This is a genomic window from Pseudovibrio sp. W64 (assembly GCF_001623145.1).
In the GTDB taxonomy this organism is placed as follows: Bacteria; Pseudomonadota; Alphaproteobacteria; order Rhizobiales; family Stappiaceae; genus Pseudovibrio.
In genome coordinates this window covers 1-25,665 of sequence record NZ_LMCI01000003.1, presented here as the reverse complement: position 1 = coordinate 25,665, position 25,665 = coordinate 1, and the positions used below count along the sequence as shown (strand labels likewise).

Sequence of the window (25,665 nt, the reverse complement as noted above, 5' to 3'; positions counted from 1 at the left end):
TTGCTTCTGAGTGGCGGAGCAGGGCCTGCCCCGCCGTTCGCTGATAGCTTAGGATCAGTTACCAAGCGCCTTTGCCATGGTTGCTGCCCATTCATCAGTGCCTGTATCTGAACCGTATTGAGTGGGATATTGCCACCCCATCACGCCGGCAAAGTCAGGTTCTTTTGCGAGTAGAGGTGTGATGAGGTTGTCTACGATCTCATCAGCGGGCAGGTAGCCGTTTACTGCGGCTGAGCCGACGACATTTTGCAGCGTGGTCGGTTTGCCGAGAATAAGCTTGGAGATTGGAACACCGGTTGATGCGATTCCGATAATGCTGGAAGGAAACGTACTTCCGCCAACCGGCTCAGTACCCGCGACTTTTCCTGTCTCCTCTTCAGCTGTTTCACCGACATACCACTGATTGTTGTAGTACTGGATGTTGTAAAGATCGACTGTGTCTCCAGCATTCTTGGCTACATCAACGTACACTTGTAAGTACCCGGCTCCGCCATAAAAGTATGGTGCTTGCGGTGCATGTGTTACGAAGTTCTGGTCTTCAGGAAGTTTTGATTTTAACGCCTTCGATAGATCAGCCAGAAAAGTTGGGGCGTCATATCCAGAGTAGTTGGTATCCTCCCAATCGATATCAACACCATCAAGGCCATGGTCGATTACCATCTTAGTTAGCTGTTGTGCTGTGTTGTCGAGGTTGTTTGAAAGGGCGGCCCAGGCAGCAGTTGTAAAGACTTCGCCACCGATTGAAATCAAGACACGTTTGCCAGCTTTTTTCAGATTACTGATCAAATCCGGTGCATTGAACATGGCTTGAAGTTCTGTGCTTGGGGAGAGATTTCCGGCTTCATCGCTCACGACAAAGCAAAGAATGACTGTTGTATAATCGCTTTGCGCCATCTCAGCGATGAGCTGCGTATTCGTGCTGAGAGCGTAGCCGACAATTTCTTTATTTGGCATCTGATTTCCTTTTTTCTCTTGTGCTCAATGAGCTCGCGTTTAGCTGACGAAAATCAGGAGAGGTCGTGATCTGATAAGTGTGTTTTAGTTAATGCTTTTAGAGTTATACGTGAGACTTGGGCCTGGCGATGGGAAATGAACCATCATCTATATTCATGCTTCATACGTAGATGTGCTGATGTGACGCATGCGCGTGAATGTTAAATTGATGTAAGTCAACTCTGTGTTCTTCCCCCCATCAATCAATAACGGGCACTGTAATGAGCGATACAACTCTGTCTTCTGCTGAAGATCAGCAGGATAATGATCCACTCTTCTTCAAGCTTCTTTTCCTTGTTCCAATCATCGGCTGGTTGTTCAAAGATGCTGTGCATGGCAACAGTGAAGCAAAATACTATTTCTGCGCGAACTTCTTTGTTGGCTGGGGTTTGGCAATTGCATTCTTCGGGTATGCTGCGATCATCATCCCTGCACTGTGCCTTGTAGCGCTTGCGTTTACTTGGATTATTGGTGTTTGCCGATAATTTGTAGCTACTGATCTTGCTCGCCGCTTTCATTGGGAGCGGCAAGCAGTTCCCCGGCGGTGATGCTTCCGCCCCATGATGTGATGGTGGCTTCCATCTCATCTGCGACGCAGTAACGAGCAGCGTCCCGGTCCAGACCTTCTTCCAGTAAATCATCGTAGTCAGTATATTGATGGCGCACATAGCTGGTTGTTGCCAGCAGAACCGCAATGTGAGCTGGGAGGTGACGCAGGTGCTGTTGGTTGGCTTTGCTGCGTATTTCCGAAGCATCCAGAAATGGAACATGCGGAATAAGCGTGCTTAGGGCGTCGCTGATCGCTCGTTGTCTTTTGGTTTTGCTCACACATGATCTCTTTGCGCTGGTGTTGCGCGCTAATTTATCATGGATGATGGCAGGCGCGATATTCTTCTACGTGCCATGTTTGTTTTTACTCTCTGGATGGGATCTGGCGAGATGCCGAGCACGTGTTTCTTGTAAATTTCAGAAAAGCGTTGTTCTGGACCATAGAATGCACCTTGAACGTATTCTGCTCCTAATTTTCTCAGTTTCTCTTCGGTGTTTGCATTTTTGATTTCCGAAAGGATGATCTCGATGTTCAAGGCATGTGCGAACTCAGTTGCAGCGGAGAGTAATCGTGTTGTTTTATCATCTTCAAACAGCCGTTCTACAGAGCCCGCGTGTAGTTTGATGTAGGAGATCTTCAGTTTCTGGAAATGCTCAATCTTCAGTCCGCCGGAGTCAAAGTGGTTGATGCACAACTTGACGCCTGTGTTTGTTAGCTCATTCAGCTGACCAATGAGGATATGAGCGTTGGCTCTTAAGAGAACACGCGAGGGGATCTCCAATGTGAACTTGTCTGGCGATACATTGTTTTCCTGTAGAAGGTAGCTGAGATCATCGCAGAACCCTTCCTTTAACACAGAGGGAACGGGGACGCGGAACAGGAACTCCCAATGTTGCATTGGAGTGTTCTGACAGGCGCGCATGGTGTGAATGATGGCTGCAATTGTTGTCTCGCCAAGAACATTACTGAAGCTTGCGCTGTCGAAGATGTTTGAAAGGTCACATCCACGAGCAATTTCTAAAATCTGAGACGGCCATTCTGGCCGTGCCTCCAACATTCGTATTTGGCTTGTTTGGCCGAACCTTATGGGCTGGAAGATTGTTCCGACCTGGTTTTGCAAGAGTGCCTGTTTTGCGGTTTGCTGAAGGGTGACCTGCCGTTCCAACCGGGTACGCATGACCTGATTGAACAGGCTGGCCCGATTTCGGCCCCTCTTTTTTGCATGATACAGAGCTGTGTCGGCACTATCCTGCAGTTCCTTCACAGTGTTTGCGTGGCGTGGGAATACTGCAGCGCCAATGCTGACCTTGGGTCGTATTTCGCTGTGCTCATGATAGATCGGGTGACTGAGAGATACTGGCAATTCTTCAAGCAATACTCTGATCTGATGACATGTGGTGTCTTCTAAGAGCAGTGCAAACTCATCGCCGCCTAATCTGAGAGCGGTGACGTTTTCACATTCCATCTGCTTCAAACGGTCAGAAATAGCCACCAAAGCTGCGTCGCCTGCAGCGTGCCCGTGAGCGTCGTTGATGACTTTCAAATGATCCAGATCGACATAGAACAAGGCCACGCGTTGATCTGGGTTTGTCACGCTTTCTATGGCGTCGGAGATAAGTTGCTCAAAGCTCTCTCTGGTTCGCAGGCCTGTCAACGGGTCAATATTGCAGACTGTGAAGATTTCTCGCGGATTGGCTTGCTCTGGTGGTAGCAAGTATTTTGTTGCCACCTTGGCATTGACTGAGAGTGTGCTGCACAAATCGTTTGTTGAGAGGATGCGGAGCAGACCGGGAACGAGAATTCTTGCCAGGTTTCTGAAGCTTTTGAGCTTTTTGGTCAGGTCTGCATTTATGAGTTGATCTGAAGGTGTGGTTGGCTGGAAATGTGTTCTGGGAAAATGGGCAGTGTTGTTTGCATCGGACTTGCAGAGAATACCCACGACGGCGATCACTCGCTCGTGGAGGGAGAGAGGCATGAGTGCGATGAACTGCGTTGCGAGATGCGATGACCTAGCAGTTGAGGGTGCGTCTTCGCCATTAAACCTATGTGGGAAAATCTGCACATCATCTCCGCAGATTGGAAGTTCCGTAATCTTGGAGAGAAGATTGTTGAGCTGGTTCTTATAGGGATGAATGCTATCTGAAACGAAAAGCTCTGAACCACTCCCTGTTTCTGATTGATTGACCATGATGAAGGTCGGGAGCTCGAACAGTTTCTCGTAGACGCGCAGGACAGACTGAGCGAATGGCTGCGGGGGCATCTCTACTGGATGCAGGTTCGTTTTATATGCCGGGTACTCGATATTGTATTTTGCGTTGCCTGCTTCAGACATCATTCCCACCACTATCAACCAATTATTTACCACGCCCTTATTGATAGGGATTATGTGCTTTTACGCAAAAGGAAAGCGGGGGGCTCTGTGAGAATTAAGGGGCAAGCTTTATGTGAATACTATAAAAATACTAGGTAAATTTTAGGAAAATGGGGATAAGCACCGTCTACTTTTCTGATTTATGTGAAAAGTGAAATTTCTTATTTGTGCATTACATATGTAGAAGAGTAATTATGATGCATAATCTCTTATGGTTCAAAGACAATACTATTTTATGGGTAAGTTATCAGTGATTCCTTCGCGTTGTTTTCTGATGTTGGTGCACTACAGCTTTTACTTTATTAGGAAAGCTAAAACTTTTCATATAATTTCGATTGTGCTATGAGATGCCTATGAGTGACCGTACGAAAGATCGTTTGATGTACGCGCTGAAATCGCGCGGACCGAACACAGCTGCAACCATGGCCAAACATTTGGGCGTGACGGCTGTGGCCGTGCGTCAACATCTTGATGCGTTGCTGGAAGCTGATCTTGTTGAGTTTGAAGACCTGAAAGGGACTGTGGGGCGTCCTCGCAGAACCTGGCGTCTTTCTGAGACAGGCAACAGGAAGTTTCCTGATAACCATAGTGGTGTGCTGGTTGATCTGCTTGGAAACATCAAAGACCTTTACGGGGAAGAAGGACTCCAGCGCCTCATAGATGCGCGGGCTGATCAGTCCCGGAAGTCCTATCTAACTGCGATGAAGTCTGCAAAGACCCTGTCTGACAAGCTACAATGCCTTGCTGAACAGCGCAGTGAAGAAGGGTACATGGCTGAGGTTCTGAAGGATGGCGAGAATGGCTATCTGTTTGCAGAGAACCATTGCTCTATTTGTGCTGCAGCCCGGTCTTGCCAACACTTTTGTCGATCAGAGCTTGATTTGTTTCAGGAGGTTTTGGGAGATGATGTACGCATCGAGCGTGTTGAGCATATCCTGAAAGGTGACCGGCGTTGTCTCTATAAGGTCTCACCCAACTAAGCTGCTCGCGACCTCACGTTCTTTTTAAACCAGAATTGACAGAAGCATTGCCAGTTCCACGCGACTGCTCACGTTGAGCTTTGCGTAGATGTTCTTGCGGTGCGTACGCAGTGTGTTCTTCGTAATATCCAGATCAGCAGCAATCTGAGGTTCTGTTTGTGTGCCAGACAGCTGCTCCAGGACAATCGCTTCCTTATCCGTCAGGCGGAAGAGGGCCGTTGCCTTTTGGATATTGATTTGCTGCTGGATTTCCAGGTCCGTGACGAACAGAAAGAAGAGATCGTCGAACTCAGTATCGACCAGGCGTATGTCGATATGGATCGGGCGCAGAAATGCTTCATCTCTTCTGAGGACGAGCTCTTGCTGTACATCCAGATCAATTGTTGCTGTGGCCAGACTTTGTGCGTTCTGGAACTCGCGCTGGTGGCTCGGGTCGGTGAACTCTAGCCGTCCGGTGCTGACCTTGATCTGAGGTGTTTGCTCAAACAAGCGTTTTGCAAACTCATTACATTGCAGGATAGTTCCATTACCTTGAATAATGGCCACGCCCTTTTGTAGCCGGTCAAGGCTGTCTGCAAGAAACTTGCAGAATGCTTGGTCTACAATATGGGCGGTCTCTTGGTTCAAGCTAGTGGATTCCTATTTTACACCGAGCAACTAAAACCGGCTGATGGCGTAATAGTGTGCATTTGAGTGGAAGGAAGTTCATCTTAAAAAGAGTCGTTCTTCTAATCCATATTCTATAGCTTAGTGAGAAATCGATAATACGTATGCAGTTGCACGGTATATTTTTCGGTTATTCACAGCAACGGGTTAAATTAACTCGTTTCATTAGTTGGTGACGTTACGCAAACACCTTGCGAGTGCCATGTAATCCTCGCTTTTAGGTGAAGTTTTTCGCCAAATTAAACCTATCCTACGGGAAGGTTGAGGCTCTGCAAACCGCAAAAGTGTTATGCGATCGTCTGCGATTTCTGTATCTGCGCAAATTTCAGGCAGGACAGTGACGCCATATCCGGCAGCGACCATGTGCAGGACAGTTGCTATACTTGTTGCGCCTACGTTAGCTGATTGATTTTGACCAATTGCTCCACAAAAGCTCAGTGTTTGATCTCTGAGGCAGTGCCCTTCTTCAAGCAACAGCAGATTTTCACCATGCAGATCATCTGGACCCATCCTCTTACGCTCATCTATTTTGCGTGAGCTGGACACAGCTAAAAGGAAATGATCTTCAAAGATAGGTACTTCTTCAAGCTCTGGCTCTTCGATGGGAAGGGCTGCGAGAACAACATCCAGGGTGCCGTGCTTTAGCTCGCTCACCAAAGATGCTGTCAAAGTCTCGCGGAGATTGAGCTGAAGATCAGGATATTGCTTGATAAGGGCGGGTAGCAGCTTGGGCAGAATGTATGGTGCAAGAGAAGGGATGACACCGAGGCGTATGATGCCGCTCAGCGGGGATGCTGCGTGTTTTGCATAATCCTTAAGGTCCTGCATTTCTCGCAGGATCTGGTTGGCTCTTCTGGCAATTTCTTCGCCCTCCGGTGTGATCCGGATTGAACGTGCGTTTCTCTCGACAAGGCAAAGGCCTAGCTCTTTCTCGAGATCCCGGATCTGCATGGAGAGTGCAGGCTGGGAAACACAGACTTCTTCTGCGGCATTGCCAAAGTGGTGATGCTGTTGCACGGCGAGGAAATAGCGGAGTTGTTTGAACGTAAGCATAAGGATCAGGATATCTTATCAATATAAGAAATTGAATTCACATGTTCTGATCTAATTATTACTGGATTACTGACTTGAAATCATGAAGGGGTGTTGCACTCCATGGTTGCTAGCATGGTGCGACTCAAAACGGCTGGTTTTACGAAATTGACCTTTTGGTAAGGAATTGGGTGAGTGACAGGCCTTAAAACGTTGATGCTATTACTCATAATTTGGGGATGCTTTGATAAAAAGAACGCATGTCGCAAACAAGTCATTAACGAGTGCGGGTCTGCTCGCAACATAGATGAAGCTTGTTAAGTCTCCGTGATATTTTTGTAACTCGTTGTTGTCACTTACCTTTTTAATTAAATTTCTGAAATCTGTTCTAACGGGAGAAAACTTATTGGTTGTTCCGCTATTTGAAGCATGCAAATCGCATGTTATTTTTTCTAAATTAACTAAAAATAGAATAGATTGAGTTAGGTTTTGTTTAATCCTGTTCCATAGGTTTTTATCAGTTTGCGTATCCCATCGGTGTTTTAAATGTCATCTGACTTGGCTTCTCATATCGTTGATTTCAAATCTCTCGCGCTTGAGAACAATATTGAGCGACGTTCGGAGCTTGCGCGTCATGTTGCGCTTTTGTTTGCGCGAACATGGGAACGGTGTTCTGACGACCAGATCGATATTTACGATGGTGTAATGCTTCGGCTCTCAGAAATGGTTGAGCGGCATGCGCTGAGTTATATGGCGGAACAGCTTTCTGAAGTGCGCCGTGCGCCTGAGCAGACTGTTCGCAAGCTTGCTTTTGATGAAATTGAAATTGCAGAGCCACTTCTTCGGAACTCTAACGTTCTGCGCGAGAGTGATCTGGTGAGCATTGCGCGTAGCAAGAGCGATGATCATCGTCTGGCGATTGCGAAGCGGGATGTCATTTCCGAGAATATCAGTGATGTGCTGGTGAATCTTGGAAATACCGAGGTGAAACAGACTGTTGCTGCAAATGATGGTGCAGTGCTTGGTCAGCGCAGTGTGAACTCGCTGATGACCGACGCGAAGGGGGACGAAGTCCTTCAGCTGGCCCTTGGGCAACGCGCGGATCTGGCAGATGCTCATATTGAAGCGCTTATCAACTTCGCTAGTGAGCAGGTTCGCAAGCTTCTGATCAAAGAAGGCGCGACTGAAGCTGCTGGGAAATTGCCGAAAGCTGCACGGATTGCGGCTGGCAAGCTTTCTAACGAATTCTGGCTGGGCCGGTATGATTTTGAGACTGGCCGTGGCCGCGTCATGGAGCTGGTCCGTGAAGGCAAACTGACTGAGAATGCTCTGCGTGCTTATGCTGAGGAAGACCGGTTTGCTGAAGCGGTTGCTGCGTTTGCGATGCTGGCTGGTATTGGTCATGCAGAAGCGCAGCATTGGACCGTGCGGAATGACACTGAGCCTTTCCTTGTAGTGTGTCGTGCCTCTGGTTTTGGGATGATGACCGTTCAGGCTCTCCTGAAGATTGGGCCATGGCGTTACCGCCTTTCAAACTCTCAGCGTCAGACTGCGTTAAAGAGTTATCAGGCGCTTGACCAACAAGAAGCCTATAAGCAATTTATTACCTGGAAAGAGCAATGGATGGCCTGATCCATTCAAAAATTTAAGTGGTTTTGTGAGGGTCGCGCGTGCGGCCCTTTTCTTTGGTCAATTTAGTCCAAAAGTCGAATGTTTCTGCCAAAGCAACTTTAGGTGCTGTTCGTGTTTACTCCTGCTGATTGGGTTGTGTAGCCAAAGCAGGATTGATGCAAATAAGAAAAAGCAAAAAAGTTTCTTCTGACAGTTCTAAGGCGGATCGCTTTCTTAATTTCCTTATCTCCTTTCTGACACTCGCTGTTTTGGTTGGTATGGGGCTTTTGCTGCACATCAGTTTTGTTGTTGCGCAAACGCCAGAAACCCAGAACTCAGTTGTTGCAGACCCTATGGTTGATGCTCAGGAAATGGTGGTGCAAAGCGAGTCAATTCCTATGGAAGGGGCACCGCTTGTTTTTGGGCTGTCTAATGGACTGGAGCTGTTCTCGCTGGAGAACATTGATCGCTCCAGCCAGTCTCTGAATGCTGTTTTGAAGGATCTTGGGAACTTTCCCAGGCACGTCCACAATGCACTGGAGCGGGCGCGGCCAGATACGAGCGTTTCGTGGGTGTGGCAGATATTTGCGCTTACGCTGTTTGCTGTCACGCTTGGTTTTGTGGTTGAGCTGTTTGCAGACAAGTTGTTTGCCAAAAGGCTTTTACGATTTTATCACGGGATGCCGGAGAGCAGGGCTGAGAAGATTGGATTTCTGTTCTCAAGATCACTGGTGCAGGTTGCCGCGATCTTTCTACATGTGATTGTGACGTTCGGGCTCATTCTTGTTATTTCCGGTAATACAGAGAGTGTTCGTCATGCTGCGCTGATCTTTGCGAGTTTTTACTTCTTCTTTCGGCTTTTGATGGTTTTCACGCGGAACTTTCTGGCCGTTGGGAATGAACATCACCGTGTCGTGCCATTGGATGATGACGTCGCCCGGTCATTTCTGAATGCCATTATTCTGTGCGGCGGGGTTGCCTTCTTCCTGCTGGCATTTGGCAGGTGGATGAGCCATTTGTCTCTCAATGCCAATGCTCAACGTATTCTTGACCTTCAAAGCGGGTTGTTTCTGGCCGTTTCTGCAGCGTTGATTTGCTATATTTTTCGCCGGCCTATTGGAGGCTGGTTTTCCGGGGAGTATGCGAGCACTGAGAGGCGGCGGGTTTGGCGGAGATTGTTCAGCCAAAACTGGCATTTGGGTGCTTTGGCGTACTTTCTGGTGGCGTGGCTGGTGTTTGCCCACCGCCTGCTCTTAGGACTGAGCTATGACAGTCTCCTGTTACTGGCGCCGATTATGGCTATTTTTGCCAGTGTCTTGCTCTACGGTATCTTACTCCTTGTCATTGATAAGTGGCTGTTGCCTCCGATTAACATCGACAAACTGCAGGATGCGTTTGTTGAGGAGATTGTGCAGGTCGAAGAGAAGGCTGGCCATTCCTATAATCCTGAGGAGGTCAATGCAGAAGCCCGTGCGTTGGCGGCAGAAAAAGAGGCTGCCCGGCGGCCCTACCGGCAATTGCTTGATCACGGTGCCCGCCTTGTGACGCTGATGTTTGGTCTTGCGGTGATCGTTGAAGCGTGGGGGATCAATCTTTTCAAGCAGGATGGGTTGTTTGGTAATCTGGTGGAAGTCGCGTTGATCGTGTTCTTTGGCTACATGGCTTATCAGGCCGTTCACATTACCATCCAGCGTCAGATTGAAATCTCTGAAAGCGATAAAAGTGGACAGGCCAAGATGGGGCGGTTGGCGACGCTGTTGCCGATCCTGCGGAATTTTCTGCTGGTCTCTATTGTTGTGCTCTCCGGCATGGTCGCTCTTTCGGAGATCGGGGTGAACATTGGTCCTCTGTTTGCTGGTGCTGGCGTTGTTGGGCTTGCTGTTGGGTTTGGCGCGCAAACGCTCATCAAAGATATCTTCTCAGGTGCGTTTTTCTTGCTCGATGATGCCTTTCGAACAGGTGAGTACATTTATGTCACCAATAATGTTGAAGGGACGGTTGAACGGATCTCAATAAGGTCTATGCAGCTGCGGCAGTCGGACGGTCTCCTGAATACGGTTCCGTTTGGCAATTTGTCGTTTGTGAAAAACTCGTCGCGTGACTGGACCATGATGAAGTTGGCGTTTCGGGTCACATATGACACGGATGTCGACCGGATGCGGGAGTTGATTTCATTGCTGGGAGACAAGTTGCTCGAGGATCCTGAGCTTGGCCCGAAGTTTCTGGAGCCACTTCAATCTCAAGGCATCACGGCTCTGGAAGATTCCGCGATGATTGTGCGGGTCAAATTTACGACGCGACCTGGGGATCAGTATGTTTTGCGGAAGGCAGTGTTTGCAGGCATTCGGGAGATTTTCAACCGCGAGGGCATCACTTTTGCCCATCGTGAGGTGAAGGTGAGGATCGATGAAGGGGCTGCTGGTGGGCAAACTTTCTCTGACTCACAGAAAAAGGCAGTGGGTGGTGCTGTTTTGCCTGTGGTTGAAGAGGACGATCAGAACAGCTCTCCAAAAGCCTAACTGTTGTAATTCCACGCTTTTTTGCTCTGTTTGCCGCTCCGGAATGTCAGAGTTGATTTTTGATCAGCCAATTTTCAAGGAAAACTCAGAAAAACTATTCCTCTTTTGGTGCGAGAAGGGAATGTTCCTCCTTGTCATCGAGTTATTATACGTATAAAGATATCTTTATATCAGATTATTCGATCAGTTGGTGGCGGTAGTAGGCTTGATAACGACAGTGAACAATGAACCGGAAGGCAAACTCCCTGTAGAGGACCTGGTGGGCTGCTTGCGTGCCTGTGGAGAGACGACGCGTATTCGTCTGCTTGCTTTGCTTGTGCTTGGTGAGCTGACCGTGAAGGATCTTACAGTCATTCTTGGGCAGAGCCAGCCTCGGATTTCGCGGCATCTCAAGCTTCTTTGTGAGGCAGGGGTGATCAAGCGGTATCCGGAAGGAGCCTGGGTTTATTATCGTCTTGGTGAAGGTGGTCCGGCAGAGCTGGCGCGGCGCATTGTTGCGCAGAGCGAGCAGGATGATCCGGTACTTGCTGCCGACCATGAGCGATTGGTTTCGTTGCGCCGTGCAAAGGCAGAGGAAGCGGCGGCTTTCTTTGCAGCACGTGCCAACAACTGGGACAAGGAGCGTAGTCTTCATGTGCCGGAAGTTGCCGTTGAAGCTGCGATGCGTGCACTCGTGGGGTCCAAGTCCTTTGATACCCTCCTGGACCTGGGGACTGGAACTGGCCGTTTGCTGGAGTTGTTCAGTGAACAGTACGAGCGTGGCATTGGCATTGATGCCAGCCAGAACATGCTTTCTGTTGCACGGGCCAATCTGGACCGTGCTGGTTTGCAGAAAGCGCAGGTGCGTCAGGGCGACATTTACGCGTTGCCGGTTGCACCAGACACAGCTGATCTGACTGTGGTTCATCAGGTTCTTCATTATCTGGAAGAGCCTGGGCGAGCGATTTTGGAAGCTGCCCGTGCTTTGCGGCCGGGTGGGCGTCTGTTGCTCGTAGATTTTGCTCCTCACGAATTGGAGTTTTTGCGGGAGAAGCATGCGCATCGTCGTCTTGGCTTTTCTCAGGGACAAGTGGGCAATTGGCTTTCCGAGGCTGATCTGGAGCTTGTTTCAACGAATGATCTTACCCCGGGCGTGGGGGAGAAAGACAAATTAACCGTTACCCTTTGGCTCGCTCAGGATCGTCGGGTTGTGACCGACCTGCCTGTAGCGGATCAGACCAAGGAGCTTGCTTAGTTATGAGCGAACATAGTATCGATCGCCGTTTTAGGCTCAATGGAGCCTCTGACATCTCCGTTTCTTTCGAGTTTTTTCCTCCTAAGAGCGAGAAGATGGAGCAACAGCTTTGGTCATCAATCAAACGGCTTGAGCCATTGGCCCCGAACTTTGTCTCTGTCACTTATGGCGCGGGCGGGTCGACCCGTGAGCGTACTCACTCTACGGTTTCGCGTATTGTGAATGAGACTACTTTGAAGCCTGCTGCACACCTGACCTGTGTGGATGCCACCAAGGAAGAAGTGAATGAAGTCATTCGCGCTTACTGGGATGCGGGTGTTCGCCACGTTGTGGCGCTGCGTGGTGACCCGGCTGCTGGACTTGGTGAGCAGTATCATCCGCATGAAGGTGGATATCAGTCTACCGCTGATCTGGTAGCTTCCATTCGTTCCATCGGTGATTTTGAGGTTTCTGTTTCAGCCTATCCTGAGAAACACCCGGAATCTCCAAGTTGGGAAACGGAACTGGATGTTTTGAAGGCGAAAGTGGATGCGGGCGCGACCCGTGCGATCACGCAGTTCTTCTTCGATAATGATCATTACTTCCGCTATGTGGACCGTGTTCGGGCTGCTGGCATCACGATCCCGATTATTCCGGGTATCGTGCCAGTGACCAGCTTCAAGGGCATTTCCGGCTTTGCAAAGAAGACTGGAGCATCTGTTCCAGGTTGGCTGGCACACCGGTTTGATGGTCTTGATGACGACCCTCGCACCCGTGAACTGGTTGCGGCGGCTGTTGCTGCTGAGCAGGTGATGAGCCTTGCGGATGATGGTGTCGAGGACTTCCATTTTTACACAATGAACAAAGCAGACCTCGTTTACGCGATCTGCCACATGCTTGGTCTTCGCGCAAAACAGGATGTGAAAGCATCCGTCGCTGCCTGAACCCAATCCACGCACATATAAAGATATTTGTCGGATTACGACCCCATTCGTGACCCGCAAAAGTAAAGTACTAGAAAAGATCGGATCCCATGAGTTTGCAGGTGAAAAAGACCGGTTCGGACATTTTTGCAGCCCTAGAAGCAGCCGCCAAGGAGCGTATCCTTGTTCTGGATGGCGCCATGGGAACTATGATCCAGAATCTGCAGTTCAATGAAGCGCAGTTCCGAGGTGAGCGTTTCAAGAGCTGGAACCAGGATCTGAAAGGGAACAATGATCTTCTGATCCTGACCCAGCCAGATGCCATTCGTGATATCCACCTGCAGTATCTGAAAGCGGGCGCAGATATCATTGAGACCAACACGTTCTCGTCGACTTCTATCGCACAGGCTGACTATGCGATGGAGAGCATTGTTTATGAGCTGAACAAGGAAGGTGCCCGCCTTTGCTGTGAAGCTGTTGAGCAGATGAAGGCAATTGATCCGTCCCGCCGCCGGTTTGTGGCTGGTGGGCTTGGTCCAACAAACCGGACGGCCTCGATCTCTCCAGACGTGAACAATCCAGGTTTCCGTGCAGTTTCCTTTGATGATCTGAAGGACTCTTACGCTGAAGCGACCCGTGGTCTGGTTGATGGTGGCTGTGATCTCATTCTTGTTGAGACCATCTTTGACACCTTGAATGCAAAAGCGGCTTTGTTCGCGATTGATCAGGTGTTTGAGGAAAAAGGCATCAAGCTGCCGGTCATGATCTCCGGCACGATTACTGATCTGTCTGGCCGTACATTGTCGGGTCAGACACCAGAAGCGTTCTGGAACTCTGTCAGTCATGCGGAGCCGTTTACGGTTGGCTTAAACTGTGCGCTGGGTGCCAAGGAAATGCGTGCGCACGTGGATGAGATTTCCCGTGTTGCAGATACTCTTGTTTGTGCTTATCCGAATGCGGGTTTGCCGAATGAGTTTGGTGAATACGATGAGAGCCCAGAATACATGGCTGGCCTCATGAAAGAGTTTGCCGAGTCTGGGCTGGTCAACGTGGTTGGCGGGTGTTGTGGTACGACGCCGGATCACATTAAGGCCCTTGCGGATGCTATGGAAGGCTTGAAGCCGCGTGCTTTGCCAGAAGTGCCGCGCCTGATGCGTCTGTCCGGTCTGGAGCCGTTCACGTTCACCAAGGAAGTGAACTTCGTCAACGTGGGTGAGCGTACCAACGTGACGGGCTCTGCGCGGTTCCGCAAACTGATCAAGAACGATGACTACAATGCAGCGCTGGATGTTGCCCGCTCTCAGGTTGAGAATGGTGCGCAGATCATCGACATCAACATGGATGAGGGGCTTCTTGATAGTGAAGAAGCTATGGTTACCTTCCTCAACCTGATTGCGGCTGAACCGGATATTGCCAAGGTTCCAGTGATGATCGACAGCTCCAAGTGGACTGTCATTGAAGCTGGCCTGAAGTGTGTGCAGGGTAAGGCTGTGGTGAACTCGATCTCCCTGAAAGAAGGGGAAGAGAACTTCATCGCACAGGCTAAGCTGATCCGCCGTTATGGTGCTGCTGTTGTTGTGATGGCGTTTGATGAAACGGGTCAGGCTGACACGTTTGAGCGCAAGATCAACATCTGCAAACGCTCCTATGATGTGCTGGTAGATAAGGTTGGTTTCCCGCCTCAGGATATCATTTTTGATCCGAATATCTTTGCGGTTGCGACTGGTATTGAAGAGCATGACAACTATGGTCTGGACTTCATTGAAGCGACCAAGTGGATCTCTGAGAACTTGCCACACGCTCATATTTCTGGTGGTGTTTCCAACCTGTCGTTCTCCTTCCGCGGGAATGAGCCGGTTCGTGAAGCGATGCACTCTGTGTTCCTGTACCATGCCATTCAGGTTGGTATGGATATGGGCATTGTGAATGCTGGTCAGCTGGCTGTTTATGATGACCTTCCTGCTGAGTTGCGTGAGCTTTGTGAAGATGTGGTTATGAACCGCCGTTCAGATTCCACGGATCGTCTGCTCGAAGCTGCTGAGAAGTTTAAAGGTCCGGGTGGAAAGAAACGTGAGGTTGATCTGCGCTGGCGTGAGGCAACTGTTGCCAAGCGTCTTGAGCACTCATTGGTTCACGGTATCACTGACTTTATCGTGGAAGACACGGAAGAAGCTCGCCAGAACTTTGATCGTCCGCTGCATGTGATTGAAGGTCCATTGATGGATGGCATGAACGTGGTTGGTGATCTGTTTGGCGCTGGTAAAATGTTCCTGCCGCAGGTGGTGAAATCCGCCCGCGTGATGAAGGCTGCTGTTTCCTATCTGATGCCATTCCTTGAAGAGGAAAAGCGTCGCAGTGGCTTGGATGAGAGCTCATCCAACGGCAAGATCCTGATGGCTACGGTGAAAGGCGATGTGCACGACATTGGCAAGAACATCGTTGGCGTTGTTCTGCAGTGTAACAACTTTGAGGTTATCGACCTTGGGGTGATGGTGCCAACAGCCAAGATCATTGATGAAGCGCGCAAGCATGATGTTGATATCATTGGTTTGTCCGGCCTGATCACACCGTCGCTTGATGAGATGTGTCACGTAGCTTCTGAGATGGAGCGTGAGGGGCTGGATATTCCGCTGCTGATTGGCGGTGCGACGACTTCTCGTGTCCATACAGCGGTGAAGATCCATCCGAACTACTCCAAGGGTCAGGCGATCTACGTCACTGATGCTGGGCGTGCGGTGGGTGTTGCGTCCCGTCTGGTGAGTGAAGGTGGGCGTGAGGCACTCTATGATGCAACCCGCGCGGAATATGTGGATGTTGCTGAAAAGCATGCGCGGTCGCGGAACAAGAAGGTTCGGGCATCTATCGAGAAGGCTCGTGCAAATCGCTTCAAGCCAAACTTTGATGGATATGCTCCAACCAAGCCTAAGTTTATCGGCACCAAGACATTTACCAATGTCTCCTTGAAGGAATTGGTGAGGTACATTGACTGGACACCTTTCTTCTCCACCTGGGAGATTAAGGGAGCCTATCCTGCAGTGCTGACAGATGACCGTTATGGTCCAGCAGCTCAGGCGCTTTATAATGATGCGCAGGAGATGTTGAAGGAGATCGTGGACGGCAATCTGTTGCAAGCGAATGCTGTGGTTGGTTTCTGGCCGTGTGCGCAGGATGGTGATGATCTTGTGCTTTACACCGACGAGAGCCGTACGACTGAGCTGAACCGTCTCTATACCCTTCGTCAGCAGATGGACCGGAGTTCCTCTGATCGTGGGAACGTGGCTCTTGCGGACTTTGTTGCGCCAATCGACAGCGGCATCCCGGACTATGTTGGCGGGTTTGCTGTGACTGCGGGTATTGGTGAGGATGAAATTGCCAAGCGCTACGGCGAAGCTGGTGATGACTACAACAAGATCCTCTCTCAGGCGATTGCTGACCGTTTGGCAGAAGCACTTGCAGAGCGGATGCACGAACTGGTTCGTACTGAGCTTTGGGCCTATGCGCCGAATGAAGGTCTGTCTAATGTTGATCTGATTGCAGAGGACTACGATGGTATTCGTCCGGCACCGGGTTATCCAGCGCAGCCAGATCATACTGAGAAGGGTACTCTTTGGGAGTTGCTTGATGCGGAAGCGCAGACAGGTATCTCATTGACTGAGAGCTACGCGATGTGGCCGGGATCTGCTGTGTCTGGTCTCTACTTCTCCCACCCTGACAGCCACTACTTCGGCATTGGCAAGATTGAGCGGGATCAGGTGGAAGATTATGCAAAGCGTAAGGGTTGGGAACTGGCAAAGGCGGAGCGCTGGCTGGCTCCGATCCTGAACTACAACCCGATGGCTCGCGAAGCTGCGGAGTAGCGCTTTGAAGCATTGAAATTTAGAGGGGCTGCGGATGTTTTCGCAGCCCTTTTTCTTTGTCGGATTGTCGCTGAGACGTGCAAAGACTGTTTCCAAATAGTGATCTAATCATTCGCTGTGGTTCCATTATGTATGTTCAGGAGAAGACAATAAAGCAGTTCGCATTTAAGTGGAAACACATGAACTGCTTTAGCCTTTGTTTTGCGTATCTTTCTCCGAAAACCGGTTTCCACTTTTCGGAGATACGCTGTAGCTCCTGTTTGGGGCATAGGAGACGACCGATGAAAAAGACAATTTTGAAGATCCATAGCTCAGCGGCAACTGCAACATCCGTAACCCGCCAGCTTTCTGATGAACTTTCTTCCAAGATCTTCAATAATGGTGACACCGTTATCGAGCGTGATCTGAATTCCCCGATTTCGTTTATCAACGAAGCATGGATTGGTGCTGCTTACACCCCTGACGAGCAGCGCAGTGAAGAGCAGAAAGAAGGCCTTGCGCTTTCTGATGCACTCATTGCGGAGCTGAAAGCGGCAGATGTGCTGGTTATTGGTGCGCCGATCTACAACTTCTCTGTGCCTGCTGTTTTGAAGGCATGGGTTGACCAGATTGCACGTGTGGGTGTGACCTTCAATTACACCGAATACGGCCCACAGGGCTTGCTGACAGGCAAGAAGGCATACATTGTTGCGGCAGCTGGCGGTGTGCCTGTTGGCTCTCCAGCAGACTTTGCAGTGCCTTACCTCAAGCAGGTGCTTGGCTTTATTGGTGTGAGCGATGTGGAAGTTGTTGCAGCGGAAGGTGTTGCTGTTGACCGTGATGCAGCAATTGCACAAGCGCAGAACACAATGGTTGGCCTGACATCTGTGGCAGCGTAACTGATACGCAAAAGCAATTAATCAACTGGAGCCCACCTTGGTAACAAGGTGGGTTTCTTTGTGCGTCTGGATAAGTCTTGCCTTCGATTTTTGTTTTGTGAAGGACTTTGTCAGTGTGGGGGAGGGGGACTATAGCAAGCCGATAACGACAGCACCAACAAATGCAAATGCAAGTGTGATTGCGACGGCGTTAAAGCTTCGTGTGACAGTCATGGATTTATCTCCCGTTACTCACTAGCTGTTTAAAGCTTATGTGACGGAAGCCACGTTAGGAAGCAAAAAAATGCCATTTTTCATGGCACTGCTAGAAAAGCACCTAGGATCACTGAAAATTTCTGTAGCGAATAATATGTGTAAAGCCGGAGGATACTTTCTGGTTGTTTTGTGAAAGACCAAGGGAATTCTTGCGTTTCCTCTGTCAAATCAATATGCAGGTTTTCTGCAGCTTCGCGAATACTCGTCGGGCTATACTCATGCTTTTCCTGGGGTGAATTGGGCGTGGATAGTTTAAAACATTCATGACAATTCAGGCGGGAAAACGGAAATATTCAGCATTGAATCAGGAACAGCGCCGGGCAAACGTCTGTTCAAATCGGGGATTTCAAGGTGGGTTACAAGACAGGTGGGAACGCTGCCGGAAGACTTTTGTCTGCCGTTTTGGTTATCGGTATGTGCATCGGCGCTGCACACGTTAGTGCTGCCCCGATGCCAAAAGCTCGTCCTTATGTGGGCAATGTAACCTTATTGCCTCCGATGCCTCTTCCTCAGAGCAAGGTGAGTGTTCAGCCTTCACGTGTTCCTGCGGGCAAGCCGCTTTCTCTCGTTCCTGTGCCACTTGAAAACCAGCGTGTTTTTCCTCCTGCAAGCGATGCGAGGATGTGTGTGCTCCGTGGTTGGAGTGTTGAGATCTCAAACGCTGTTGACGGGCCGGGCGGATGTGGGATTGATCAGCCTGTTTCTTTGCGGTCTGTGGTTGGTGGTGGCCAAGAGATTGGCCTGACGATGCCAGTGCAAATTGAGTGCGAGCTGGCACAAAAGCTGGATGGCTGGTTGCAGGATGTGGCAGTGCCTGCTGCTCGGCGGGAACTTGGTGTATCCATCACGCGCATTCGCACGGCTGCAGGGTATGCTTGTCGTGGCCGGAATAACAAACGCGGCGCGAAGCTCTCAGAGCATGGCAAGGGCAACGCCATCGATATTGCAGCCTTCTATTTGTCTGATGGACGAGAAGTGACTGTTGAAGAGGGCTGGGACGGGTCTTCAGCTGAAGTGCGTTTCCTGAGCAGCTTACATAAAGGAGCCTGTGAGCGGTTCACGACCGTACTTGGCCCAGAGGCCGACAAGTATCACCGAGACCACTTACACTTCGATCAGGGCTGTCACGGCAAGGGCTGCAAATATCGCGTCTGCAAATAAAGGCGCGGGCTCACAGTCCTTTTTTCAAAAGCATGATGTGGGAACGCCCACCTGATTGAGACGGGGCTTTATCTCTTTCAAGCGGGCGTGTTCTGTGATGACAGGGCTTACTGGCAGAAACGGTTTTTGCCAGAGTACGTGCGATAGGTGCCGGTGTTCGGGTTAAAGCTTCTGTATTTGTTGGTGCAGTAGGCAAACCAAGCCGGGGACCACGGGGCTGGGGCTACAGCCTGAGCGTGATAAACCGGTGCTGGCTGATGCACCACTGGCGGACGGTAGGCTGGTGGGCGATACGCTGGCGCTGGTGGACGGTAGGCCGGGCGTGGTGGTGCAACGTACTGAGGTTGCGGTGTCACTGCATTGCCGATGATGAGACCTGCCGCCAGACCGATAACGCCGATTGCAGCTGCTTCACCTGCATTGATGCCGTGCTTCTTATGCTTTCTCTTCTTACGCTTATGATAATAGTTGTTCTCAACGTAAGTGTTGTTTTCAATATAAGTATTGTTTCTGGGGCCTGCCTGAGCTGCAGAAACGACTGGCAACATCATTGCCCCTGCAAGCGCTACTGAAATTACTGCTGATGCTTTAGCCATTTTCGTCTCCGTAAACGGTATTTCGTGTTTGTTGAGACTAATTAACCAGAAGTGGCCTGAACCTTCTTTGAGAGCGCCATTCATCTTCTGTTCATGTAGATGAATGGGCCAGAAAATCTATATATATCAATTGATTATGTGTTTGAAAAAATGTTTAAGACGCTGGTTTCTTACCGAATTTTAAGTTGAGTACGTTATCCATCTTACTTAAATCAGTATGTTGTCCTCTCCAGATTATGGAGACCACTTTTCCGGAATACGCATAAGTGGAGATAGACAAGAGCCAAGAATCTGAGCAGGGTCAGATTGGGAAAAGTGAGGTTGGTATGGAAAAGAAGATAGATCCAATTCGTGAAACCACCGATGAAGCACGCGCTCTTGCCAAGAAGCTGATCAGGTCTGTCAGATTTGCTTCTCTTGCTGTTCTGGAGCCAGAGACCGGCTACCCTATTGTCAGCCGTGTTGGTGTCAGCTCGGATGCTGTTGGTGCGCCGTTTATGCTTGCTTCCAGCCTTTCCAACCATTCTCAATGCCTTGAGCAGGATCAGCGAGTGTCTTTGCTGATTGGCGAGCCGGGAAAAGGGGACCCACTGGCTCATCCGCGGCTGACCGTTATCGGGCGCTTTGAGCGACTGAGCAAAGGGGATCCGCTGTGCACTGAGCTGCGCAACCGCTATTTGATGCGGCACCCAAAGGCCAAGCTCTATGTCGATTTTGCTGATTTCGACTGGTATCGCCTGCATGTTGAGCGGGTGAACATGAATGGCGGCTTTGGTAAGGCGTTCCTGCTGGATACCGAGGATGTTCTGTCTTCTGATGAGGGACGCGAGCAGCTCGCGGCTACCGCTCATGACCTTGTTATCCGCATGAATGAGCGCCGTGCTGATGATATTGGGGCATTTGCCTCGAAAACCTTCAAGGTTGGCGCTTCAAAATGGGGGTTGGTGAGCGTTGATGGTGAGGGGGCTGATTTCTTTGATGGAGAGGCAGTTTACCGTCATTCCTGGGATCAGGAAGTGTCGGTTACGGAGCTAGAAAAGCTGCTGATGCAAACTCTTGGTTGTTCTGTGTAAAACCATGACGTAGGGTTTTGCTCATGTTGTTGTTCTAGTATGGCAACTATGCATGCGTGAAGCAAAACAGGATTGGTGCGGAAATGAACAAAGAGAATTTGGATAGCGCGGCAGGGGCAGAGGTATACTCCGATAAAACTCTGCGTATTTATGACCTGCTGGTTCTGCGGTTCTCCAACACGTTTCTGTGGCGCTGTTCCGCTTCAAAAGCGCTGAGCTTCTTCAATCGCAATGTCAGTGCCAATCACCTTGATGTAGGGGTTGGCAGTGGCTACTTTCTGGAGCACGGGCGCTTTCCGGATAAGACGCGTCTGGTGCTGATGGACCTCAACCAAACCTGTCTGGATTATGCCAAGGCGCGCTCTGTGGTGGCGAATGTCAGCGTGACACAGACTGATGTGCTGGAGCCGATTGAGTGGACTGATGCCAAGTTTGACAGCATCAATCTGGGCTACCTGCTGCACTGCCTACCGGGAACCATGAAGCAGAAGTATATGGTGTTTGAGAACCTCAGACCGCTGCTGAATGACGGAGGGATCTTGTTTGGCTCAACCATTTTGGGCGAAGGGCAGAAGCCAAACTGGGCAGCGCGTAAGCTGATGGGCTTTTACAACAGCAAGGGCATCTTCTCGAATTCTGAAGACAACCTTGATGATTTACGCTCCAATCTGGAGACGTATTTCAGGGATGTGACGATTGAAGTGGTTGGCGAAGTTGCGCTGTTTAAAGGGCGTGTGTAGGCACTTCTTGCGGGAAGAGCACAAGGTCATCCTCGGGTGACCATGGCTTCCATTTCATACCGAACACGGTTTTAAAATCCGGCTGGTCGATCCGTTCGAGCAGCCATTTTTTTACGCTTGCAGGGGCTTCTACTTCAAAGCGTTCTTTATCTGCATTGGCGAACTGGCGCACGAATGGGAAGAGTGCCTGATCTGCGAGAGCCGGGCGGTTTCCGAACAGATACGCTGAACCTTCAAGGCGCTCAGAGAGCTTGGAGAGTTCTAGGATGGCGAGGGTGTAGTGCTCGTCCGGATCCGCGCCTTCGTAGCGTGTTGAGTATTTGTACCTGTCCAGATTGCGTTTGAAATCGCCGTCCATCTCTTCAATCAGCTGCAGCATTTCCTCCAGCGTACCTGTCTCTGGAGAGAGCCAGCTTTGAGGGTCATTTTGCTGCAAGGCCCAGAGCATGATCTCAAGGCTTTCCTCGATGACGGTTCCATCCGTCAGTTGCAGGACAGGAACCGTTCCTTTTGGAGAGATTTCCAGCATGTGGGCTGGCTTGTTGCGCAGCACGATTTCGCGGAGGGCAACGGTTGTCTGGCTTGCGACCAATCCCAGTCTTGCGCGCATTGCGTAGGGACACCGACGAAATGAATACAGGATCGGGAAGGAAGTCTGCTCAGCCATGCTTTCTGTTGTCTGCCTTTGATTGATCGTTTTCAGCAGCTGGTATTTCTAATGAATCTACCGGAGCAATGCCAGCGGATTTGCGTTCATAGGCCTGAATTGCTTTCTCTTCTTTCAAAAAAACTTCGATATGCGGCTGTAATGGGAGTTTGGTGGCTTGCGTTTCGGTCTCTTCCAGCACCGCTGAGGTTGGGACAAAAGCCTTTTGCGCGCGGTCGTACATGCTGACGCGCACCAGGCCGGTTGCGGCAACAATGCCTTTCTTCGGGCCTTTGGTGAAGATGAAGCGTTGTTCCATCACACAGGCCTCATCCGTCCAGTACACAATCTCGCTTTCCAGCTTGAACGGCTCGCCAAACGGGAGCTCGCGCCGAAAGCGGACAGTGGCGTGATTGGCCAGTGGTGTCCATTTGTTGCGGAAAATCGCTTTGCCGAGCTTGGTGCGGCTCATGTGATCCACACGACCAAAATCCATCATGGCCAGATAGCGGCTGTTGGTGAGGTGGATGTTCATGTCAATGTCAGAGGGGAGAACGCGCAATCGGACAACAGACTTGCTGAACATGTCTGCTAGTTTTTCCTGAAAAGGGAACTTAATGAAATAAAGTATAAGTCTAAACCAGAGTTGCATTTCTTCTCCACGTGATAGCTCACGGGCTTTCACAAAAATCTAATGGATTTTCCAATAGGGAATTAGGTTTCCTATTAGGTCAGGTGTGTTGTGCCAGATGTTTAAAGATATTTCTAGTTATCTCTTTGTGTGGGAGATTGCGTATAGCTCAACGGAACTTGCTGCTGTTGCGGGCGCTTTTTTCTTTGCAGCTTTCGTTAAAGGCGCGACAGGCCTCGGGTTTTCAACGACTTGTCTGCCGTTTCTGGTTTACGCGGTGGGGTTGAAAAGAGGAATTCCGCTCATCTTACTGCCCAGTATTACCAGTAATATTCTGGTGATGGTCGATGCCGGGTCTTTCAGGGAGATGGTGGTTCGCTTTCGCTGGATGCTGCTTGCAACGGTGCCGGGGATTCTGCTGGGCCTCTGGTTTCTGGATGTGGCACCTGCTCAGGAAGCTGTTGTGGTGCTGGGTTTTGTGCTTATCAGCTATGCCTTGTTTGCTTATTTCACGCCGCACCTGAAACTCTCCTATGAGATGGAGCGCTTCCTTGGGCCTGTCAGCGGCTTTATTACGGGCGTGGTGAATGGCATTACCGGTTCGCAGATCATGCCTGTAATGCCCTATCTGTTGTCGCTCAATCTCAACAGTGAGCGTTTTGTACAGGCGATCAATTGCTCCTTTACTTTGTCCTCCTTTGTGATGGCGGCTGGCCTTTACTATCTCGGACTGCTTGATCTGAGTGCGCTTGGAGTTTCTGCGCTTGGGCTGGCTTTTGTCTATCTGGGTACCAAGCTGGGCTCGGTGGTGCGCCAGCTGATGTCGCCGTCGGTTTTCAGGGCGTCTATTCTGCTGCTTTTGTTCGGGCTTGGGTTGAGCTTGCTGGTCAAAGGATTTTAGCGGCTCCGCTCTAAGCTAACTGGTGGTTGATGGATCCCTTCAGTTTGCAGATGGAGATGTTAGAGATTGTTGCAGGTTCACGCCTAGGCTCTGCTGCATGATGGATATGGAAGCAGACATGGCAATGGCGGCGGAGTATCTCGGCTATACGGCCTTTGAGATTGCCATCATCATGTTCACGTTCTTCTTTGCAGCTTTTGTAAAAGGCCTTGCAGGACTTGGGTTTACAACAATCTGCCTTGCTGTTCTCGCTTACACGGTGGGCTTGAAGAAGGGCATTCCGCTTATTGTGATACCGGGGCTCATCAGTGATCTCATACTGGTTTATGAGGCCGGGCATTTTCGGGAATCTTTTTCTCGCTTCTGGCGGATTTATCTTTATGCGGTGCCGGGCGTTGTCATTGGTCTTTGGTTTTTGGGGTGGGCGTCCACGCATTGGCTGACAATCCTGCTGGGATTTATCATCGTGGCGTTTGTGGGATATGCGCTGCTCTCCAAGAACCTGAAGCTGAAAACGCATTGGGAGAAAGCTGGGAGTTCGCTGTCTGGATTCTCAACCGGACTGCTGACAGGTATGACAGGCTCACAGTTGATGCCGATCACACCGTTTCTGGTGTCTCTCGATCTCCCGCGCAGCCATTTCATTCAAACGATCAATAGCTTCTTCACAGTCGTGACAGTCATGATGATCCTTGGTCTGACATATATGGGCCTGTTGCATCTTGGGGCTTTTGCGATTTCGATCACCGGGCTGGTTTTTGTCTATATCGGCACCAAGAGTGGTAACTATCTTGGTCGGCGCTTCAGCCCGATCCTGTTCCGTTATTGCGTGCTGGTGATGATGCTTTTTTCTGGTCTTGGCCTCATTATCAAAGAAGTTTGGCTGAATGTAATGTGATGACCAACCTTCTTGCAATCGGAGTGAAGGATACCCAATTGCACATCAGTCTAAACCGCAAGCGCGAACTGCGCTTAAGGAAAGTTTTCAGAAAATGGTGATCCTTCAATTGGTTGGGGGGCTTGTGCTGCTGCTTGTTGGCGGCGAAGCACTGGTGCGCGGCAGTGTGGCTGTTGCGACGCGTCTGGGTGTCTCCAAACTGTTTATCGGGCTGACACTTGTTGGCTTTGGCACATCCATGCCGGAGCTTGTGGCCAGTTTGCAGGGCGCGCTTGCTGGTTACCCCGGTGTTGCCATTGGCAACATTGTGGGCAGCAACATAGCTAATGTGCTGCTCATTTTAGGTATTACGGCAGTGATCTTACCCATTGCGGTGAACCGGGAAGCTTTTCAGCGTGATGGTGCTGTGCTTGTGCTTTCAAGCCTGATCTTGCTGGGCGTCATTCTGACGGGATATCTGTCCCGATGGGCTGGTTTCGTTCTGATTGGCCTACTGCTGGCCTATACACTCTTCAGCTATTGGTCGGAACGTAAAGCGGGAAAAGCAGCGGCTCAGATTCATGAGGCTGAAGCTGATCAGGCGAGCTATCCGAACCTTTCCATTTGGGCGGGGCTCGCGATTTTTGCTGTCGGTGTGGTTGGCATCGTTATTGGAGCGAGTTTGCTGGTGTCATCCAGCGTTGAAATTGCGCATCATTTTGGGGTTTCCGATGCGGTGATTGGCTTGACGCTGGTTGCGATTGGCACTTCTCTGCCAGAGCTTGTCACCTCTGCCATAGCTGCGGTGCGAGGCCATGCTGAGGTTGCGTTTGGCAATATTGTTGGCAGCAACATCTTCAATATTTTCGGCATTGGCGGTGTAACAGCCCTTGTTGTGCCAATTCCGGTGCCCTCTGAGATCGCGCAGGTGGATATCTGGGTGATGGTGGGCACAGTCGTGCTAATGGCGATTGCCTGCATTTCCGGCTGGCGAGTGAGCCGCAGGGAAGGCGTGTTCTTCCTGTGCTGTTACGCAGCTTATATGGCTTTTCAGCTTATGCCCGGCCTGCGCGCTGCAGTTGGTATTGCGTGATGCTGCAAAGCGTTTTTGGAAAAACTTATTCCCCTCCTGAATTCTTCCCATACTCTGAACCTATGCCTACGTAACGGGCTGCTGGCGGAGCGACCGTCA

Annotated in this window: 22 protein-coding genes; 14 read left to right on the top strand and 8 right to left on the bottom strand. The window is 50.2% G+C overall.

The window, feature by feature from the left end; translation table 11 throughout:
• Nucleotides 1-54: 54 nt before the first annotated feature.
• Entirely contained in the window at nt 55-954 is a 900-nt protein-coding gene (locus PsW64_RS02285) for a glycoside hydrolase family 18 protein (RefSeq protein ID WP_063302568.1), read from the bottom strand.
• Nucleotides 955-1,214: 260 nt separating this feature from the next.
• Between PsW64_RS02285 and PsW64_RS02280 the strand changes: the two genes are divergently transcribed.
• Nucleotides 1,215-1,478: a hypothetical protein gene (locus PsW64_RS02280; protein WP_063293931.1), complete on the top strand. Its 264-nt coding sequence runs from the start codon at nt 1,215-1,217 to the stop codon at nt 1,476-1,478.
• Between the two features lie 7 nt (nt 1,479-1,485).
• On the opposite strand, the gene PsW64_RS02275 is transcribed toward PsW64_RS02280, so the two are convergent.
• Both PsW64_RS02275 and PsW64_RS02270 read right to left on the bottom strand, forming a co-directional pair.
• Nucleotides 1,486-1,821, bottom strand: a complete 336-nt coding sequence (locus tag PsW64_RS02275) for a DUF2293 domain-containing protein (RefSeq protein WP_057465688.1) — start codon at nt 1,819-1,821, stop codon at nt 1,486-1,488.
• A gap of 29 nt (nt 1,822-1,850) precedes the next feature.
• Nucleotides 1,851-3,875 (bottom strand): diguanylate cyclase domain-containing protein, encoded by a 2,025-nt coding sequence (locus tag PsW64_RS02270; RefSeq protein WP_208980530.1) that lies wholly within the window; start codon nt 3,873-3,875, stop codon nt 1,851-1,853.
• A 392-nt stretch (nt 3,876-4,267) separates the two neighbouring features.
• On the opposite strand from PsW64_RS02270, the gene PsW64_RS02265 reads away from it, so the two are divergent.
• Complete coding sequence (locus tag PsW64_RS02265) at nt 4,268-4,894, top strand: helix-turn-helix transcriptional regulator (protein WP_057465690.1); 627 nt, start codon at nt 4,268-4,270, stop codon at nt 4,892-4,894.
• A gap of 24 nt (nt 4,895-4,918) precedes the next feature.
• Here the strand turns inward: PsW64_RS02265 and PsW64_RS02260 are convergent, their stop codons facing one another.
• Entirely contained in the window at nt 4,919-5,521 is a 603-nt protein-coding gene (locus tag PsW64_RS02260) for a helix-turn-helix transcriptional regulator (RefSeq protein ID WP_063293929.1), read from the bottom strand.
• Between the two features lie 204 nt (nt 5,522-5,725).
• Nucleotides 5,726-6,613, bottom strand: coding sequence for a LysR substrate-binding domain-containing protein (locus tag PsW64_RS02255; protein WP_063289973.1), 888 nt, complete (start codon nt 6,611-6,613; stop codon nt 5,726-5,728).
• Between the two features lie 525 nt (nt 6,614-7,138).
• Between PsW64_RS02255 and PsW64_RS02250 the strand changes: the two genes are divergently transcribed.
• The 7 genes from PsW64_RS02250 (at nt 7,139) to PsW64_RS02220 (ending at nt 19,009) form a co-directional block, all read left to right on the top strand.
• Nucleotides 7,139-8,224 carry a DUF2336 domain-containing protein gene (locus tag PsW64_RS02250; protein ID WP_057465693.1) on the top strand — a complete coding sequence of 362 codons (1,086 nt, stop codon included), beginning with the start codon at nt 7,139-7,141 and terminating at the stop codon, nt 8,222-8,224.
• A gap of 155 nt (nt 8,225-8,379) precedes the next feature.
• Nucleotides 8,380-10,722, top strand: coding sequence for a mechanosensitive ion channel family protein (locus tag PsW64_RS02245; protein WP_063302566.1), 2,343 nt, complete (start codon nt 8,380-8,382; stop codon nt 10,720-10,722).
• Between the two features lie 217 nt (nt 10,723-10,939).
• Nucleotides 10,940-11,956, top strand: a complete 1,017-nt coding sequence (locus tag PsW64_RS02240) for an ArsR/SmtB family transcription factor (RefSeq protein WP_208980529.1) — start codon at nt 10,940-10,942, stop codon at nt 11,954-11,956.
• A gap of 2 nt (nt 11,957-11,958) precedes the next feature.
• Nucleotides 11,959-12,879 carry a methylenetetrahydrofolate reductase [NAD(P)H] gene (metF, locus tag PsW64_RS02235; RefSeq protein ID WP_063302565.1) on the top strand — a complete coding sequence of 307 codons (921 nt, stop codon included), beginning with the start codon at nt 11,959-11,961 and terminating at the stop codon, nt 12,877-12,879.
• 89 nt (nt 12,880-12,968) lie between these two features.
• Entirely contained in the window at nt 12,969-16,715 is a 3,747-nt protein-coding gene (metH, locus tag PsW64_RS02230; protein WP_063302564.1) for a methionine synthase, read from the top strand.
• A 281-nt stretch (nt 16,716-16,996) separates the two neighbouring features.
• Nucleotides 16,997-17,593, top strand: coding sequence for an FMN-dependent NADH-azoreductase (locus tag PsW64_RS02225; RefSeq protein ID WP_063302563.1), 597 nt, complete (start codon nt 16,997-16,999; stop codon nt 17,591-17,593).
• A 606-nt stretch (nt 17,594-18,199) separates the two neighbouring features.
• Nucleotides 18,200-19,009, top strand: coding sequence for an extensin-like domain-containing protein (locus tag PsW64_RS02220; RefSeq protein WP_063289968.1), 810 nt, complete (start codon nt 18,200-18,202; stop codon nt 19,007-19,009).
• A gap of 107 nt (nt 19,010-19,116) precedes the next feature.
• On the opposite strand, the gene PsW64_RS02215 is transcribed toward PsW64_RS02220, so the two are convergent.
• A complete protein-coding gene (locus PsW64_RS02215; protein ID WP_057465821.1) occupies nt 19,117-19,605 on the bottom strand; it encodes a BA14K family protein in 489 nt (162 codons plus the stop codon).
• A gap of 326 nt (nt 19,606-19,931) precedes the next feature.
• Here PsW64_RS02215 and PsW64_RS02210 point away from each other — a divergent pair, with 326 nt between their 5' ends.
• Together PsW64_RS02210 and PsW64_RS02205 are read left to right on the top strand one after the other, a co-directional pair.
• Nucleotides 19,932-20,678, top strand: coding sequence for a HugZ family pyridoxamine 5'-phosphate oxidase (locus PsW64_RS02210; protein WP_063302611.1), 747 nt, complete (start codon nt 19,932-19,934; stop codon nt 20,676-20,678).
• A gap of 83 nt (nt 20,679-20,761) precedes the next feature.
• Nucleotides 20,762-21,418, top strand: coding sequence for a class I SAM-dependent methyltransferase (locus PsW64_RS02205; RefSeq protein ID WP_063302562.1), 657 nt, complete (start codon nt 20,762-20,764; stop codon nt 21,416-21,418).
• Here the strand turns inward: PsW64_RS02205 and PsW64_RS02200 are convergent.
• Together PsW64_RS02200 and PsW64_RS02195 are read right to left on the bottom strand one after the other, a co-directional pair.
• A complete protein-coding gene (locus tag PsW64_RS02200; protein ID WP_082830988.1) occupies nt 21,402-22,085 on the bottom strand; it encodes a glutathione S-transferase in 684 nt (227 codons plus the stop codon). The genes PsW64_RS02205 and PsW64_RS02200 overlap by 17 nt on opposite strands.
• Entirely contained in the window at nt 22,078-22,650 is a 573-nt protein-coding gene (locus tag PsW64_RS02195) for a thioesterase family protein (protein WP_063302561.1), read from the bottom strand. The genes PsW64_RS02200 and PsW64_RS02195 overlap by 8 nt, the downstream gene beginning before the upstream one ends.
• 163 nt (nt 22,651-22,813) lie before the next feature.
• On the opposite strand from PsW64_RS02195, the gene PsW64_RS02190 reads away from it, so the two are divergent.
• From PsW64_RS02190 to PsW64_RS02180, 3 genes are all read left to right on the top strand, one after another.
• Nucleotides 22,814-23,596, top strand: coding sequence for a sulfite exporter TauE/SafE family protein (locus PsW64_RS02190; protein ID WP_063302560.1), 783 nt, complete (start codon nt 22,814-22,816; stop codon nt 23,594-23,596).
• A gap of 97 nt (nt 23,597-23,693) precedes the next feature.
• Complete coding sequence (locus PsW64_RS02185; RefSeq protein ID WP_063302559.1) at nt 23,694-24,494, top strand: sulfite exporter TauE/SafE family protein; 801 nt, start codon at nt 23,694-23,696, stop codon at nt 24,492-24,494.
• Nucleotides 24,495-24,588: 94 nt separating this feature from the next.
• Nucleotides 24,589-25,566, top strand: coding sequence for a calcium/sodium antiporter (locus PsW64_RS02180; RefSeq protein ID WP_063302558.1), 978 nt, complete (start codon nt 24,589-24,591; stop codon nt 25,564-25,566).
• Nucleotides 25,567-25,665: the final 99 nt, after the last annotated feature.